The organism is Corallococcus macrosporus DSM 14697 (genome assembly GCF_002305895.1).
In the GTDB taxonomy this organism is placed as follows: domain Bacteria; phylum Myxococcota; class Myxococcia; order Myxococcales; family Myxococcaceae; genus Myxococcus; species Myxococcus macrosporus.
On record NZ_CP022203.1, the window covers coordinates 3,166,916 to 3,180,062 of the forward strand.

14 protein-coding genes are annotated in these 13,147 nt (G+C 70.9%); 8 read left to right on the forward strand and 6 right to left on the reverse strand.

What is annotated here, in order from left to right:
- Positions 1 to 9: 9 nt before the first annotated feature.
- The 7 genes from MYMAC_RS13460 to MYMAC_RS13490 all read left to right on the forward strand — a co-directional run bounded on the left by MYMAC_RS13460 (position 10) and on the right by MYMAC_RS13490 (position 3,677).
- Positions 10 to 774, forward strand: coding sequence for an endonuclease/exonuclease/phosphatase family protein (locus MYMAC_RS13460; protein ID WP_095958377.1), 765 nt, complete (start codon positions 10 to 12; stop codon positions 772 to 774).
- Between the two features lie 144 nt (positions 775 to 918).
- On the forward strand, positions 919 to 1,380 hold the full coding sequence (locus MYMAC_RS13465; protein WP_095958378.1) for a phage holin family protein: 462 nt from the start codon (positions 919 to 921) through the stop codon (positions 1,378 to 1,380).
- Positions 1,370 to 1,591 (forward strand): DUF3618 domain-containing protein, encoded by a 222-nt coding sequence (locus MYMAC_RS13470; RefSeq protein WP_013939297.1) that lies wholly within the window; start codon positions 1,370 to 1,372, stop codon positions 1,589 to 1,591. The genes MYMAC_RS13465 and MYMAC_RS13470 overlap by 11 nt, the downstream gene beginning before the upstream one ends.
- Before the next feature lie 38 nt (positions 1,592 to 1,629).
- Positions 1,630 to 1,830: a hypothetical protein gene (locus MYMAC_RS13475; protein WP_013939298.1), complete on the forward strand. Its 201-nt coding sequence runs from the start codon at positions 1,630 to 1,632 to the stop codon at positions 1,828 to 1,830.
- A 34-nt stretch (positions 1,831 to 1,864) separates the two neighbouring features.
- Positions 1,865 to 2,299 (forward strand): hypothetical protein, encoded by a 435-nt coding sequence (locus tag MYMAC_RS13480; protein ID WP_013939299.1) that lies wholly within the window; start codon positions 1,865 to 1,867, stop codon positions 2,297 to 2,299.
- A gap of 40 nt (positions 2,300 to 2,339) precedes the next feature.
- Positions 2,340 to 2,639 carry a YtxH domain-containing protein gene (locus MYMAC_RS13485; RefSeq protein WP_013939300.1) on the forward strand — a complete coding sequence of 100 codons (300 nt, stop codon included), beginning with the start codon at positions 2,340 to 2,342 and terminating at the stop codon, positions 2,637 to 2,639.
- A 114-nt stretch (positions 2,640 to 2,753) separates the two neighbouring features.
- On the forward strand, positions 2,754 to 3,677 hold the full coding sequence (locus tag MYMAC_RS13490; protein WP_095958379.1) for a hypothetical protein: 924 nt from the start codon (positions 2,754 to 2,756) through the stop codon (positions 3,675 to 3,677).
- Between the two features lie 39 nt (positions 3,678 to 3,716).
- Here MYMAC_RS13490 and MYMAC_RS13495 read toward each other — a convergent pair whose 3' ends face one another.
- A complete protein-coding gene (locus tag MYMAC_RS13495) occupies positions 3,717 to 4,568 on the reverse strand; it encodes a hypothetical protein (RefSeq protein WP_238539657.1) in 852 nt (283 codons plus the stop codon).
- Positions 4,569 to 4,711: 143 nt separating this feature from the next.
- Here MYMAC_RS13495 and MYMAC_RS13500 point away from each other — a divergent pair, with 143 nt between their 5' ends.
- On the forward strand, positions 4,712 to 7,243 hold the full coding sequence (locus tag MYMAC_RS13500; RefSeq protein WP_095958380.1) for an adenylate/guanylate cyclase domain-containing protein: 2,532 nt from the start codon (positions 4,712 to 4,714) through the stop codon (positions 7,241 to 7,243).
- Position 7,244: 1 nt separating this feature from the next.
- Here MYMAC_RS13500 and MYMAC_RS13505 read toward each other — a convergent pair whose 3' ends face one another.
- From MYMAC_RS13505 to nuoD, 5 genes are all read right to left on the reverse strand, one after another.
- Positions 7,245 to 7,610, reverse strand: a complete 366-nt coding sequence (locus MYMAC_RS13505) for a (2Fe-2S) ferredoxin domain-containing protein (protein ID WP_095958381.1) — start codon at positions 7,608 to 7,610, stop codon at positions 7,245 to 7,247.
- Between the two features lie 155 nt (positions 7,611 to 7,765).
- Complete coding sequence (locus tag MYMAC_RS13510) at positions 7,766 to 8,530, reverse strand: NuoI/complex I 23 kDa subunit family protein (protein WP_013939305.1); 765 nt, start codon at positions 8,528 to 8,530, stop codon at positions 7,766 to 7,768.
- 42 nt (positions 8,531 to 8,572) lie between these two features.
- Positions 8,573 to 10,009, reverse strand: coding sequence for a complex I subunit 1/NuoH family protein (locus tag MYMAC_RS13515; RefSeq protein ID WP_095958382.1), 1,437 nt, complete (start codon positions 10,007 to 10,009; stop codon positions 8,573 to 8,575).
- 2 nt (positions 10,010 to 10,011) lie between these two features.
- A complete protein-coding gene (locus MYMAC_RS13520) occupies positions 10,012 to 11,895 on the reverse strand; it encodes an NADH-quinone oxidoreductase subunit G (RefSeq protein WP_095958383.1) in 1,884 nt (627 codons plus the stop codon).
- Positions 11,892 to 13,139, reverse strand: coding sequence for an NADH dehydrogenase (quinone) subunit D (nuoD, locus tag MYMAC_RS13525; protein WP_013939308.1), 1,248 nt, complete (start codon positions 13,137 to 13,139; stop codon positions 11,892 to 11,894). The genes MYMAC_RS13520 and nuoD overlap by 4 nt, the downstream gene beginning before the upstream one ends.
- Between the last annotated feature and the right edge of the window lie 8 nt (positions 13,140 to 13,147).

Genomic DNA, 13,147 nt, shown 5'->3' on the forward strand with positions numbered 1-13,147 from the left:
GCGACGCGCGTGGAGCTGAGGCTCGTTTCGTACAACATCCATAGCGGCATCGGGACGGACGGCCACTTCGACCTGGGCCGCGTGGGCGAGGTGCTCCGCGAGGTGGATGCGGACATCGTCGCCCTCCAGGAGGTGGGGGACTTTCGCGCCGTCACGCCCCGGGAGGATCAGCCCGAACACCTGGCGGACCTCCTGGGGCTGCACATGGCGTTCGGCCCCAACGTGGTGCGCAACGGCCGGCGCTACGGCAACGCCATCCTGTCCCGGCTGCCCATCCTCAAGTCGAAGAACTACGACTTGAGCGTGGGGCGCCGGGAGCCTCGCGGCGCGCTGCGCTGCGACCTGGACCTGGGCGGCGGGCTGCAGCTCCACGTCTTCTCGCTGCACCTGGGCCTGCGCCTGGGCGAGCGGCGCAAGCAGGAGGCGCTGCTGCTGTCCTCGGACATCCTCCGCGACGCCGCGCGGAAGGCCCCGTTGGTGGTGTGTGGAGATTTCAACTATTGGGGGAACGGGCCGGTGCCCTCGCTGGTGCGGGAGGCCATCCACGACGTGGCGCTGGAGCTGGGGGCGCCCGCGCGCACGTACCCCACGCGACTGCCCCTGCTGCGCCTGGACCGCATCTTCGTGGACGCGGGCGTGCGGCCGCTGTCCATCCATCCCCACCGCACGGCGCTGAGCCGCGTGGCGTCCGACCACCTGCCCCTCGTGCTGCGCTTCGAGGCCCCCATCGCCGTGGAGCCTTCGGTCTCTCCCCCGGTGCAGCTCATCGGGTAGACTGGTGGGATGGGCCGGCGCGCGCGTTCACTGGCCGACGCTTGCGTGTGCCGGACAAAAGCACCGTGACGTGGTTGTCGCGGAGCGGGTGCGTGCCTAGTTTGGCACGCACTTGAGAGGCCGTATGCGTCGGCCGGAGAGCGCATGCACGTGGGAAGTGAACAGACGGAGCGCGGTATCTCCGCGCTCGTCGGGCGCATGGCCGACGGCTTCAGCCGGCTGGTGACCCAGCACCTGCAGCTCGCGCGCATGGAGCTGGCCGAGGACGTGAAGGCCACGGGCCAGGACGTGGCGATGATCGCGGCCTTCGTGCCGTTCATCCTCGTGGGCCATGGCTTCGTGTGCGCGGCGCTGGCGGCGTGGCTGTCCACGTGGCTGGGCTGGGCCGGCGCGCTGGGCGGAATCGGCCTGCTGAACCTGGTGGGCGGCGTGGGCGGCGCGGCGTGGGCGGTGAACCGGCTGAAGGCGCGCCGGATGATGGACGACACGTCCGAGGAGCTGTCGCTCAGCGTGGCCGCGCTCACGAGCGCGGCCCCCAGCGCGCCCGTGAACGCGCTCCAGGGCGCGAACCCCGAAATCTTCAAGGAGCCCCCCCATGGCCGGTAGCAATGGACAGCACAAGGCGTACGGTCCGCGCAGCAGCGCGGAGCTTCGCGCCGAAATCGAGCGCACGCGCGCCGAGCTGGCCACGTCCGTGAGCGCCCTGCGCGAGGAGGTGGCCGTGGCCGCCGACTGGCGCCAGTGGGTGAACCGCCATCCCTACGCCTGCGTGGGCGCGGCGTTCGCGGTGGGGCTGTGGCTGGGCTCCCGCGACTGACGACTTCCGTAGCACCCCCCAATCAGGAGAAGGCTTCGATGGACATGAATCCGCAGCAGATCGCCGACAAGGCCCGCCAGTTCCAGGACCGCGTGGTGCCTCAGATTGACGAGGCCCGGCAGAACATCGTGGACCTGAACGACCGCGTGGTGAGCTTCATCCGCGCCAACCCGGGCACGTGCCTGCTGGGGGCGGTGGCCGTGGGCTTCCTCGTCGGACGCATCGCCTCGCGCCGCTGAGACGCGCGCTGGAACCACACGAGAGGGTGAACGCATGACGACGTTTCCAGGTGCATCGGGCAATGGCACGCCGCAGGACCCGCAGGGCGGCGGCTTCGGGCAGCGGGTGGACCACATCGGCAGCGACGCGCAGCAGCTCTGGACGGACGCGCGCGGCGCGGTGACGGACTTGGGGCAGACCCTGGACCTGCGGGGGCGCGTGGAGCGCAACCCGTATGGGATGATGGCGGCGGCGGTGGGCGTCGGCTATCTGCTGGGCGGCGGGCTCTTCACGCCGCTGACGGCGCGCATCCTCCGGCTCGGCGTGCGCCTGGCGGCGCTGCCGCTGGTCAAGGACGAGCTGCTGGGCATGGCGGAGGCAGCTTTCCAGGGCTATCAGACGGGACGTGGTATTGCTGGTCCGGGCCCGCAGGGGTCCGCCTCGGCGGACGCGAACTCCGCAGGCACTCCTCGCCCGCCGACGTACTGAGGCCGGGCATTCCTCCACCCCATAACCCCCGGAGTCGGAAATGGTGAACTTCAACAACCTCAAGAAGCTGGACAAGGACGACCTGCTGAACCTGGTGGGCCTGGAGACGCGCCGGGACACGGTCGACACGCTCCTCCCCGTCGTGGGCGCCTTCGCCGCTGGCATCCTGGTGGGCGCGGGCCTGGGCCTGCTGCTGGCGCCCAAGCCGGGCAACCAGCTCCGCGACGACCTCCGTCAGCGCCTGCACAGCGGCCAGGAGTACCTGAACAACGCGGTGGGCCGCTCCAGCGAGGGCGCGGCGCAGACGGGCCCGCAGGGCACCGTGTCCCGCACCGCCTGATTCGGTTCGCGGCACGCGCCGCACAGGACCCCGAAAGGGGCAGGGGCCTCCATTCGCGCCGGTGACGGCGTGGGTGGGGGCCTTCCTGTTTCGGGCCGGTTAGAGTCCACCTTCGTGAGCGACACGACGCAGGGTGGGGTGGTGAAGCACGCCGGGGCAGGTGAGGGCGCGGCCTCGGGGCCGGACGCGGCGTTGGCGCGGCTGCGCGCGCTGGAGACGCTGGAGTCCGGGTACGAGGCGTGGCTGGAGCTGAAGCTGGAGCAGGCGGCGTCCCGGCTCCGCTTCCGTGAGGAGCGTGAGCGGCTGGAGCAGCAGGGCTCGTTCCTCCTGGGCGCGGTGCGCGCCGCGGGGCTGACGCCGGGCACGGAGCCAGGGCTCGTGGCCGGAGCGGCGGCGCCAGGTGAGTTCCTGCGCGACGCGGAAGAGAAGCTCACGCAGGCGCGCGACGCGCTCGCTCGGAGAGAGGCGGAGAGCGAGGCGAAGCACGCAGACGCCTTCGCGCAGATTCGCGCCACGCTGAAGGACCGCGTGCGGCGTTACCTGGGCGCGAGCCGTCCGTCCCTGACGCTGCTGCTGCGTCGCGTGGGGACGGAGCGCGCGATTCTCCACCTGGCGCGCGTGTCCGGAGACACGCCGGCGTTGCTGTGCTTCCTGTTCGCCGGGCGGATTCCTTCCCGGTACGGCTTCCTGCTGGATGACTCCACGGAGGACGTGTCCCTGGCGCCCGCGCCGCTCTATGCGGACGAGGGCGTGGGCGCTGACGAGGTGCGCCCGGATGCCGCGGGCCTGGAGGCGCGCGTCCGTGGGGCAGGGGAGGTGGTGCCGCTGAAGGGCTTCCTTCCCGTGTTCGTGCCGCGTCCCTCGGGAGGTGAGGACTTCTTCCGCCTGCTGCAGCGAGGCGCCGTGCTGGAGGTGGAGGTCGCCGACGGGACGGCCTTCCGCAACGTCCTCTCCCGCGAGGAGTCGGAGCGCTTCGCGGGACACCTGCTGCGCCTCAAGCTGGAGGGGCGCCTCGGGCTGGACATCGAGGTGGGGTGATGCGCCGGCAGGGCGGCGGCGCCTCGGTCGGAGCGCGCCCTAGCGGGTGCGCACCACGCCCACTTCCGCGGTGCCCGCGAGCAGCGCGCTGCCGAGGAACAGGTTGCCGGACTCCGCGCCGCCCATGCGCACGGCGTGGAAGATGACCAGGTAGGTCTGCTCTCGCTCGGGGAAGGCGGCGGCCGGAATCGTCACGCGGGCCTCGCGGTAGGGGCCCGGCAGTCCCACCAACTGGAGGATTTGCAGCGGCGTGGAGGGCAGGTTGGTGTACGTCGGCTCGCCCTGGGCGCCCTCGGCGCTCAGCGGCACCACGGTGACGAAGCCGAGCGTGCGGTCCGTGTTGGCCGGGGGCGCCGGCCGGTCGAAGGACAGCGGGGTGTTCGCGTCGATGCGCAGGAAGCCCTCGGGCGGGTGCAGCGCGGCGATGGTCTCCTTCATCGGCGCGTCGTCCACCTGGCCCACGTAGCGCGTGCCGCCCCGGGTCGCGATGAACTGGTACGTGGCGCCCGACTGGTACGTGAAGTCGGACGCGCCCACGCTGGTGCGGCTGTAGTTGCCGGAGCCTTCGTCCGCGAGCGCCGTGGCCGCGCCGCCCGCCGGCTGCACCGTGACGTCCGCCCCCGACAGGCCGGAGGGCTGCGAATTCTCCCCCGTCCGGCTGCCGAAGAAGACGATGGCCGCCGTCTGCGCGGGCAGGGCGAGCACATCACCCCCATCCGGGCCGAGGGTGCCCGCGTCGAGGCCGGCCAGCGCGGAGGCTGAGATTTCGACCTCGGGGGTGGAGAGCAGCGTGCCCACCATGACGTGGTCGGCGGTGAGCTGGTCCAGGTCGCACGCCAGGAAGGCAAGGGAGGAGGCGGCGAGCGCCGCGGACACCAGGGAGCGTTTCATGGGCACGCGAGCATAGCAGGCCCCCCCGCAACGACGCCCGCGCCCGGGCCCGACTCGGGGTATCCTGGGGGCCACCCGTGCAAGGTCACCGCGTTCACTCCGCAGGCCGGCGCTTCCTGAAGCGGCTTGGCGTCTCCCTGTTGATGGCCCTCCTCTTCGGAGGCGTGCTGGGCCTGCTCGTGTACCTGCGTCCCACCAGCGTCGTGCCGCCCAGGGACCCACCGGCGGCCTGGGTCCCGTCAGCGGCGGTGGGGGCGGCGCAGGCCTGGCTGGAGGGCTGGGAGCGCGTCACCTACGACTGGCGCGTGCGTGAGCTGGGGGAGCGCTCCGAGCGCCCGGACGAGGCCGTCGTCATCGCCATCGACGACGAGACGCTGGCCGAGGCCCGCCAGGACTCCCGCCCCGGCGTCGCCACGCAGCCGTGGCCGCGCCAGCTCGTGGGCCGCATGGTGCACCGGCTCGTCCAGGAAGGGGCGCTGCTCGTCCTGGTGGACCTGCCCTTCACGGACCTCAGTCCCAACGCCTGCGTCCCCCCCGCCCCGGCGGGCCCCTCGTGTGACGACGCGGCCTTCGCCGCCCTGCTGGAGCGGGAGCCCGGCCGCGCGCTGCTCGCGTTCACCTGGGAGGCGCAGGGCCCGCGCGTGCTGCCGCCCGCCAATCGCCTGTGGCCGTACCGCGCGAAGCTCGGCGTCTATGAGTCGTCAGAGGCGGCATACCTCCGCGCGCAGGCCGTGCTCGCGGGGCAGCGGCCCGCCTTCATCATCCCCGCGGGCAGCCAGGTGGAGGTGTGGGGCGGCGCCATGGATGAGGCGGACGCCAGGGGCCTGGGCGCGCGGCTGGGGGCGCCCACGCTCATCCTGGAGCCGCGCCGCGCCGCGGACGACACCTACCGCGTGGGGCCCACGGAGCTCTTCGTCGCGCTGACGGAGGTCCAGGTGGAGGGGCTGGAGGCGACGGACCTCATCGAGCTCCGCCACCTGGAGCACCCCGTGGTGCCGCTGCTGGGCGGGAGCTCGGGGTACGGCGCGTCCACGCTGCTGGCGGGCAGGGACGGACGGGTGCGCGCCATGCCCCACCTCGTGAGCTACACCGTGCGCGGCAAGCGGCACATCCTGCCGTCGCTGCCCCTGGCCGCGGCCATGCGGCTGGCCGGGACGCGCTCGCTCCGCTACGCGGAGGGCAGGCTGCACGTCGGAGACACGTACGCCTTCCCCATGAGTCGCGCGGGCATCAGCCTGCTGCGCTGGGACGCGCCCAACGTGGGGCGGGGCTCCCGCGGCTCGCTGGCGCGCTCCATCCGGGCGTGGAACGTGCTGCTCAACGTCTTCGACGTGGAGGACGAGCGCCCCGCGCGCTTCGAGAACGACCTGGAGGGCCGCACCGTCGTCCTCACGCGGACCACCGGCGAGTCCGCGCACCTGCACACCACGCCGCTGGGGCCGCGGACGCCGGGGGGCGCCATCCTGGGGCAGGCGCTGGCGAACATCCTCCGCTCGGACGGCATCACCCGCGCCGCGCCGGACCTGGACCTGCTCCTCACCGTGGGGCTGGCCTTCCTCGGCGCCTTCCTCGCGCTGTCCCTCAGCTTCCTGCTGCGCTCGGTGCGCGGGGCCGTGCTCTACGTGGGCTTCCTGGTGGCGGCCATGGCGGGCTACACCTTCGGCGCCGCGTACGTCTTCGTCGAGCAGCGGCTGTGGGTGGCCATGGCCGGGCCGCTCCTGGCCATGGTGGGCGCCTTCGTCGCCACCATCCGCTACGCCTACGGCACGGAGCGGCAGATTCGGGACTTCGTGCACAACGCGCTCGGGCGCTACGTCAGCCCGGACGTGGCCCGGCTGGTGGCGCGCGACTTGAGCCTGATGCGCCCCGAGCGCCGGCAGATGTCCGTGTACGTCTGTGACATCGAGGGCTTCACGCGGCTGTCGGAGGGGCTGCCGCCCGAGCAGCTCGTGGGCCTCTTCAACGACTACCTCACGGAGATTTCCGCGGTGGTGCGGGCCACGGCGGGGCAGGTGGACAAGTACATCGGCGACTCGGTGATGGCCTTCTGGGGCGCGCCGGTGCGCACGGACCGCCACGCCCACCTGGCCTGCGAGGCGGCGCTGAAGATGCGGGAGGTGCTGGCCGAGCGCCAGGCCCCCTGGGAGAAGAAGTACGGCCACCGCTTGAGCTTCCGCGCGGCCGTGGACACCGGCGAACTGGTGGTGGGCGACCTGGGCAGCGAGCTGAAGTCCCACTACACGGTGCTCGGGGACGCGGTGGGGATGGCCTCGCGGCTGGAGGCCATCAACAAGGTGTACGGCACCTTCGTGCTGGCCGGGGACACCACCGCGCAGCTCGCCAGCGGCAGCTATGTCTTCCGCGTGGTGGACCAGGTGCGCTTCAAGGGCCGCGCGCAGCCGGTGCGGGTGCATGAGCTGGTGGCGCGCCGGGGGGAGCTCACCCCGCGCATGCAGGAGCAGCTCGCGCTCCACGAGCAGGCCCTCACCGCCTACCACCAGCGCCGCTTCGCCGAGGCGCACGCCCTCTTCGAGCGCGCGTCCATGGAGTACCAGGACGCCGTCGCCACGCTCTACACGGCCCGCTGCGCCCGCTTCCTCGTCACCCCGCCGCCCGCGGACTGGGATGGCGTGCACGGCGTGGACGAGGTGGGGCCCACCGCCTCGGCGGCGTGAGTCAGTCCTCGCCGCCGTCCGAGTCCGGCTGGCCGAAGAACTCCTTCACGGGGGCGTCCAGCGCGATGTGCTCCGCCACCACGCGGCGCATCTTCTCCGCCGTCATCGCCGAGTAGTACACCTCGCCGGGCCAGCCCATGAGCTGGTAGTCCTCGGGGGAGAGCGGATCCCTCTTGCGGCCGGTGTCCTCGCGCACGACGACGTTGGGCCCCATGTGGCAGAAGCCGTAGCAGCCGCCCCGGTACAGCTCACAGCGAGGCACCAGGCCCTGGCCGGACAGCGAGTCCCGGGCCTCGGCGTAGACGGCGTCCGCGCCGCCCGCCTTGCAGCTCGAGCCCTTGCACACCGACAGTCGGTAGCGCTTCACGGCGGCGACTCCCGCGGGCCGCCAGCAAGCGTATTGAAGAGGTTCACCTTCACCACCAGCCCCCTGAAAAAGCGCCGGCCCGCCTTCCGCTTCAACGCGGGAGGGCGGGCCGGGAATCCTGGCGAGGCCGCCAAGGCCTCACTGGGAATCTGGATTCACTTGATGAACTTCGTCACCTGGATGGGGCCCTGCTGCGTGACGACCGTCTGGTGGCCCGCATGGGCCCCCGCCGGCAGCGCCTTGTCGTGGTGGCCGTGGTCCCCGTGCGGCAGCTTCAGCTCCACCAGTCCCTCGCCGATGCGCGTGTGCGCTTCCTTGTGGACGTGGTGCGGCTCGTCGGAGCCCTCGCGCTTGTTCCACGGGTCCGACGGGTGCGACACCGGCGCGCCCTTGAGCAGCTTCGGGATGTCGTAGACGAAGTTCTGCCGCGTGTACTCGGGCGGGGTGTGCGTGTACGTGTCCATGCGGATGGCGTCCTTGGGGCACGCATCCACGCACAGGCCGCACACGATGCACCGCAGCTCGTCGATGACGAACTGGGTGGGGTACTTCTCGATGACGCGGTCCTCGGAGTCCCCGGCCTCCTCGCCGTACTCGCCCGCCTCGATGTAGATGCACTGCGCCGGGCAGATGGTGGCGCACATGTAGCAGGCCACGCAGCGCGGCTTGCCGTCCTCGCGAGGGACGAGCCGGTGCAGCCCGCGGTAGCCCTCGGGGTAGATGGGCTTCTCCTCGGGGTACGCCACCGTCGTCATCAGGCTGGAGCCGGTGCGGTCCACGACCTGCGTGTTGGTGTCACGCGTCCCGAAGAGGTTGCGGAAGAAGTGCTTCGCGGTGATGCCCAGGCCGCGGAGCAGGTTGGGCACATAGGTCCGCTCGCGGATGTCCGTGCGAGGGTCCTTGCTTACCTTGTAGGCCATGATGGTTCTCGATTCCCGGATGCTGGGGCCGAAAGGCGCGGCCTAATGGGTGGAGGCCGGGGCCGCGCCGTGGGCGTGCGCCGGCAGGTCATGGGCACCGTGCCCACCGTGCCCGTGGTCGTGGCCATGGGCGCCGTGCGCCTCGTGGGCGCCGCCCGCGGGGACCTTCGTCGTCGTGGTCAACACCACCAGGAGGCCAATCTCCGCCAGGCCGAGGATGGCCAGCGCCCGCAGGGACGGATCCCAGAGGACCAGGGCACCGGTGGCGAACACGTTCACCAGGCCGATGGGGAGGAGGATCTTCCAGCCCAGGGACTGGATCTGGTCGTAGCGGAAGCGGGGGAAGGTCCAGCGGATGAGGAGCTGCACCCAGATGAGGAACAGCACCTTCAGCCAGAACACCGTGCCCAGGATGGTGCCCAGCAGCCAGCCGTGCTCCTGCATGACGGGCAGGTTGGCCAGCCACTCGTTGCCGAAGGGCAGGTGGTAGCCGCCGAAGAAGAGCGCCGTCGTCACGCCGGCCAGCACCACGACCTCCACGAACTCGGAGATCATGAAGAGGCCGAACTTCATGCCGGAGTACTCCACGAAGTAGCCGATGATTTCGGACTCGCCTTCGGGCAGGTCGAACGGGGCGCGCTTGGTCTCCGCGAAGGAGGCGGCGAAGAAGAGCAGGAAGCCGAGCGGCTGGATGATGATGCCCCACGCGGGCAGGCCCAGGTCGAACGCGCCGTCGGTGCGCCACAGGTACTGCGCCTGGCCGGAGCCGTTGCCCAGCATGCTGCCCACGTCACCGATGATGGCGGGGAACTGCACCGAGGAGAACGTCAGGAACAGGCCGACCAGCGACAGGCCCAGCGCGACCTCGTACGAAATCATCTGCGAGGTGGCGCGCACGCCGCCCAGGAGCGCGAACTTGTTGTTGGAGGCCCAGCCGGCCATCGCGGTGCCGTAGACGGCCAGCGAGGCGATGGCGAGCACGTAGAGGATGCCGAAGTCCGGCGTGGCCACCACCATGTCCACGTTGTGGCCGAACACCATCACCGACGGGCCCGCGGGCACCACGGCGAACAGGGCGAAGGTCGGCGCGAAGGCCAGGATGGGGCCCAGGTTGAACATGAACCGGTTGGCCGTCCCCGGAATCAGGTCCTCCTTGGTCAGCATCTTCAGCACGTCCGTGAGGATGTGCGGCAGGCCGCCCAGGGAGCGGTTCTTCAGGCCGGGCAGGGCGATGCGCGCGCGGTTGGGACCCATGCGGTCCTGGATGAACGCGCTCCACTTGCGCTCCGCCATGGTCAGCAGCGTGGCGATGACCATCACGAAGACGAGCACGAGGAACAGGATGTTGGTCAGCCGGCTCGCGCCGGAGAACCAGTGCTCCTCCACCAGCCCGCCCACCAGGTAGGCCGACGCCATGCCACCCGCCATCAGGAAGACGATGGTGAACATGGCGACGAGAATCGTCAGTACGCGGCTCATGACTAGATACCCCTCACCCGAGGCGTGCCGAACTCACGGTACCCGGCGGGGCGACCGTCGGCACCTGCCGGCAGCGGATTGATGCCCGGCTTCTCCCGGTCCGCCGGAGACGCCTTCTCCCAGTTGAACTCCGCGAACTCGGCCACCTTGCCGGCCAGCTCGCGCCACACGTCCACCGCGCGCTTCCAGGTGGACTCGCCACCCAGCTCGCGGGTGAGCTCCCGCACCCACTCCCAGCCGGGGACGACGTCGCCCTTGGGCGGGTACGCCTTGCGGAAGCGCTGGATGATGCCGTCCTGCTGCACGAAGGACCCCTCGTCCTCCACGTGCACGGAGGCCGGCAGCAGCACCGTGGCCTGCGCGGTGATGGCGGACTCGGTGAAGGCCTGCGCCACGAACACGTCCAGCTTGCCGGCGGCCTCCGCGAAGGCGTCCACGTCGCCCGGCACCTCGGTGCCGATGGCGTAGAGCGCCTTCACCTTGCCCGCCGTCAGCGCGGTGGTGAGCGCGTCGAAGGTCTCCAGCTTGAGGCCCAGCCCCTTGGCGATGAGCTCCAGGCCCTTGCGGTTGGGGTTCTTGTCCGCCGTCATCAGGAAGTGGTCGGCGGCGCCCGGAGCGCGGCCGCCCACGTACACGGTGGACACGCCCAGCGTGCTCTTGGCGAAGTTCAGCCCGGCCAGCAGGTCCTCGTTGGAGGCCAGCGGCGAGGCCAGCACCGCGAGCTGCTTGCCGCCCTGGAGCGCGCGCAGCGCCTTGGCCGCGGCCTGGACCGCCTCCTTGCGCGTGGTGACGGGCTCCGCCTCACCGGCGGCGCGGCTGGCGCGGCGGCCCACCTGCGCCTGCAGCACGCGGCCCACGTTCAGGTACTTGTAGGTGAGCCGGCCCTCGTCGCACATCCAGCTCTTGTTGATGGCCTCGTTCTCCCGCGGGCGGTAGCGGTACGAGTCCTGCGACATCCAGTCCACGTAGGTGGTGCAGCCGCGCGAGCAGCCGGTGCACACCGACGGGGTGGCGGACAGGAACCACGCGCGCGCCTTGAAGCGGAAGTCGCGGCTGAGCAGCGCGCCCACCGGGCACACGTCCACGGTGTTGAGCGAGTAGTTGCTGCTCAGCTCGCTGCCCGGGAACACGTCGATGCGCTCGTGGCTGCCGCGGCCGAACACGCCGAGCTGCGGCTCCTGGGCCACCTCGTTCATCACGCGCACGCAGCGGGTGCACATGATGCAGCGCTCCTGGTCCAGCACGACGCGGGGCCCCAGCACCTTGCGCTTGTTCTTGAGGGCCTTGGTGCCCTCCAGGCGCGAGGGCCGGTAGTCGTACTTCATGTAGTAGTCCTGCAGCTTGCACTCACCGGCCTGGTCGCAGATGGAGCAGTCGACCGGGTGGTTCAGCAGCAGGAACTCCATCACCGCGCGCTGCTGCTCCTTCACCTTGGGCGTCGTCGTCTTGACGGCCTGGCCTTCCGCCATGGGCGTCTGGCACGCGGGCACCAGCTTGGGCGCGTTGGACGCTTCAATGAGGCAGATGCGGCAGTTGGCCGCGATGGAGAGGCGCGGGTGGTAGCAGTAGTAGGGGATGTCCGAGCCGACCAGCTTGGCCGCCTCGATCATGTTCGTCCCCGGCTTCACCACGACTTCCTTGCCGTCGATGGTGGCGGTGATGAACCCCGGGTTCTTCGGCGCCGGCTTGGGCGGAGGGCCCGCGGGCGGCTTGGGCGGCGGCGTCCCCGTGGGGCCACTGGCGGCGGCGGGGGGATTGTCCACCTTGGCGCCGGCGGGCGGGTTGGACGGCTCGGGGCCAATCTTGGCCGCGGGCGTGTCCGTGGGCGCCCCCTTCGGAGGCGGCTGCGCATCACCGGTGGGCTTCTTCGTGTCGTTGTCGCTCACTGCTCGACCTCGCCGCCGATCATGTTGATGGTGTCAAACGTAGGGATGAGGTCCGCCAGCATCTTGCCTTCGATGATGTGGGGGACGGCCGCGAGCACCGGGAAGCCCGGGGCGCGGACGTGGACCTTGTACGGACGGCCGCGGCCGTCGCTCACCAGGTACCAGCCCAGCTCGCCGTTGGAGGCCTCGGTGGCGTCGTACACCTCGCCGGCGGGCACCTGGATGCCCTCCATCACCAGCTTGAAGTGGGACATCACGCCTTCGATGGTGCCGTAGACCTCGGGCTTGGGCGGCAGCGCGATGCGCCAGTCGTCCACGATGATGGGGCCCGCGGGGATGGTGTCCATCGCTTGGCGCAGGATGCGGATGGACTGGCGCATCTCCTCCAGCCGGACGAGGTAGCGGTCGTAGTTGTCGCCGTGCTCGCCCAGCGGGATGTCGAAGTCGAACCGGTCGTAGACCCAGTACGGCTTCGTCTTGCGGATGTCGTAGTCGATGCCGCAGGCGCGCAGGGCGGGGCCCGTGTAGCCGAAGTCGATGGCGTCCTCGGCGCTGATGACGCCCGTGCCCTTCGTGCGGTCCACGAAGATGCGGTTGTTCGTCAGCAGGCCTTCCATCTCGTCCAGCAGCGCCAGGCCCTGGTCCAGCGTCTTGTGGACGCGCGGAATCCAGCCCTCGGGCAGGTCGCGGTTGCTGCCGCCCACGCGGCCGAAGCTGGTGGTGAGGCGCGCGCCCGTCAGCTCGGCGGTGCGGTCATGGATGAGCTCGCGGAACTCCATGGCGAGGAGGAACGGCGCGAAGCCGCCCATCTCCAGGCCGGTGGCGCCCACGCACGTCAGGTGGTCCGTCAGGCGGTGGAGCTCGGAGCCGATGACGCGGATGTACTGGGCGCGCTCGGGGATCTCCAGGCCGATGAGCTTCTCCACGGCGTTGAGGAACCCGAAGTTGTTCATCATCGCGGACAGGTAGTTGAGCCGGTCCGTGTAGGGCAGGCACTGCGTCCACGTGACGTTCTCGCAGCTCTTCTGGAAGCCGCGGTGCAGGAAGCCGATCTCGGGGTCGATCTTGACGATGGTCTCACCCTCGAGCTCCACCTTCAGCCGCACGGTGCCGTGCGTGGCCGGGTGGGAGGGGCCCATGTTGATGACCATCCGCTTGGTCTGGAGGTGGGCCTCCAGCTCCGACTCGTGGGCGTACGCGTCGGTGTCGGGGTTCGGCGCTTCGGGCTTGAGGGTGTCAGCCATGATGTCCG

What these genes read in the sequence shown, in the direction of transcription:
- MYMAC_RS13465 (WP_095958378.1), top strand. Translation starts at nt 919, where the DNA reads ATGCACGTGGGAAGTGAACAGACGGAGCGCGGTATCTCCGCGCTCGTC.
- MYMAC_RS13470 (WP_013939297.1), top strand. Translation starts at nt 1,370, where the DNA reads ATGGCCGGTAGCAATGGACAGCACAAGGCGTACGGTCCGCGCAGCAGC.
- MYMAC_RS13475 (WP_013939298.1), top strand. Translation starts at nt 1,630, where the DNA reads ATGGACATGAATCCGCAGCAGATCGCCGACAAGGCCCGCCAGTTCCAG.
- MYMAC_RS13480 (WP_013939299.1), top strand. Translation starts at nt 1,865, where the DNA reads ATGACGACGTTTCCAGGTGCATCGGGCAATGGCACGCCGCAGGACCCG.
- MYMAC_RS13485 (WP_013939300.1), top strand. Translation starts at nt 2,340, where the DNA reads ATGGTGAACTTCAACAACCTCAAGAAGCTGGACAAGGACGACCTGCTG.
- MYMAC_RS13495 (WP_238539657.1), bottom strand. Translation starts at nt 4,568, where the DNA reads ATGAAACGCTCCCTGGTGTCCGCGGCGCTCGCCGCCTCCTCCCTTGCC.
- MYMAC_RS13500 (WP_095958380.1), top strand. Translation starts at nt 4,712, where the DNA reads ATGGCCCTCCTCTTCGGAGGCGTGCTGGGCCTGCTCGTGTACCTGCGT.
- MYMAC_RS13510 (WP_013939305.1), bottom strand. Translation starts at nt 8,530, where the DNA reads ATGGCCTACAAGGTAAGCAAGGACCCTCGCACGGACATCCGCGAGCGG.
- MYMAC_RS13515 (WP_095958382.1), bottom strand. Translation starts at nt 10,009, where the DNA reads ATGAGCCGCGTACTGACGATTCTCGTCGCCATGTTCACCATCGTCTTC.
- nuoD (WP_013939308.1), bottom strand. Translation starts at nt 13,139, where the DNA reads ATGGCTGACACCCTCAAGCCCGAAGCGCCGAACCCCGACACCGACGCG.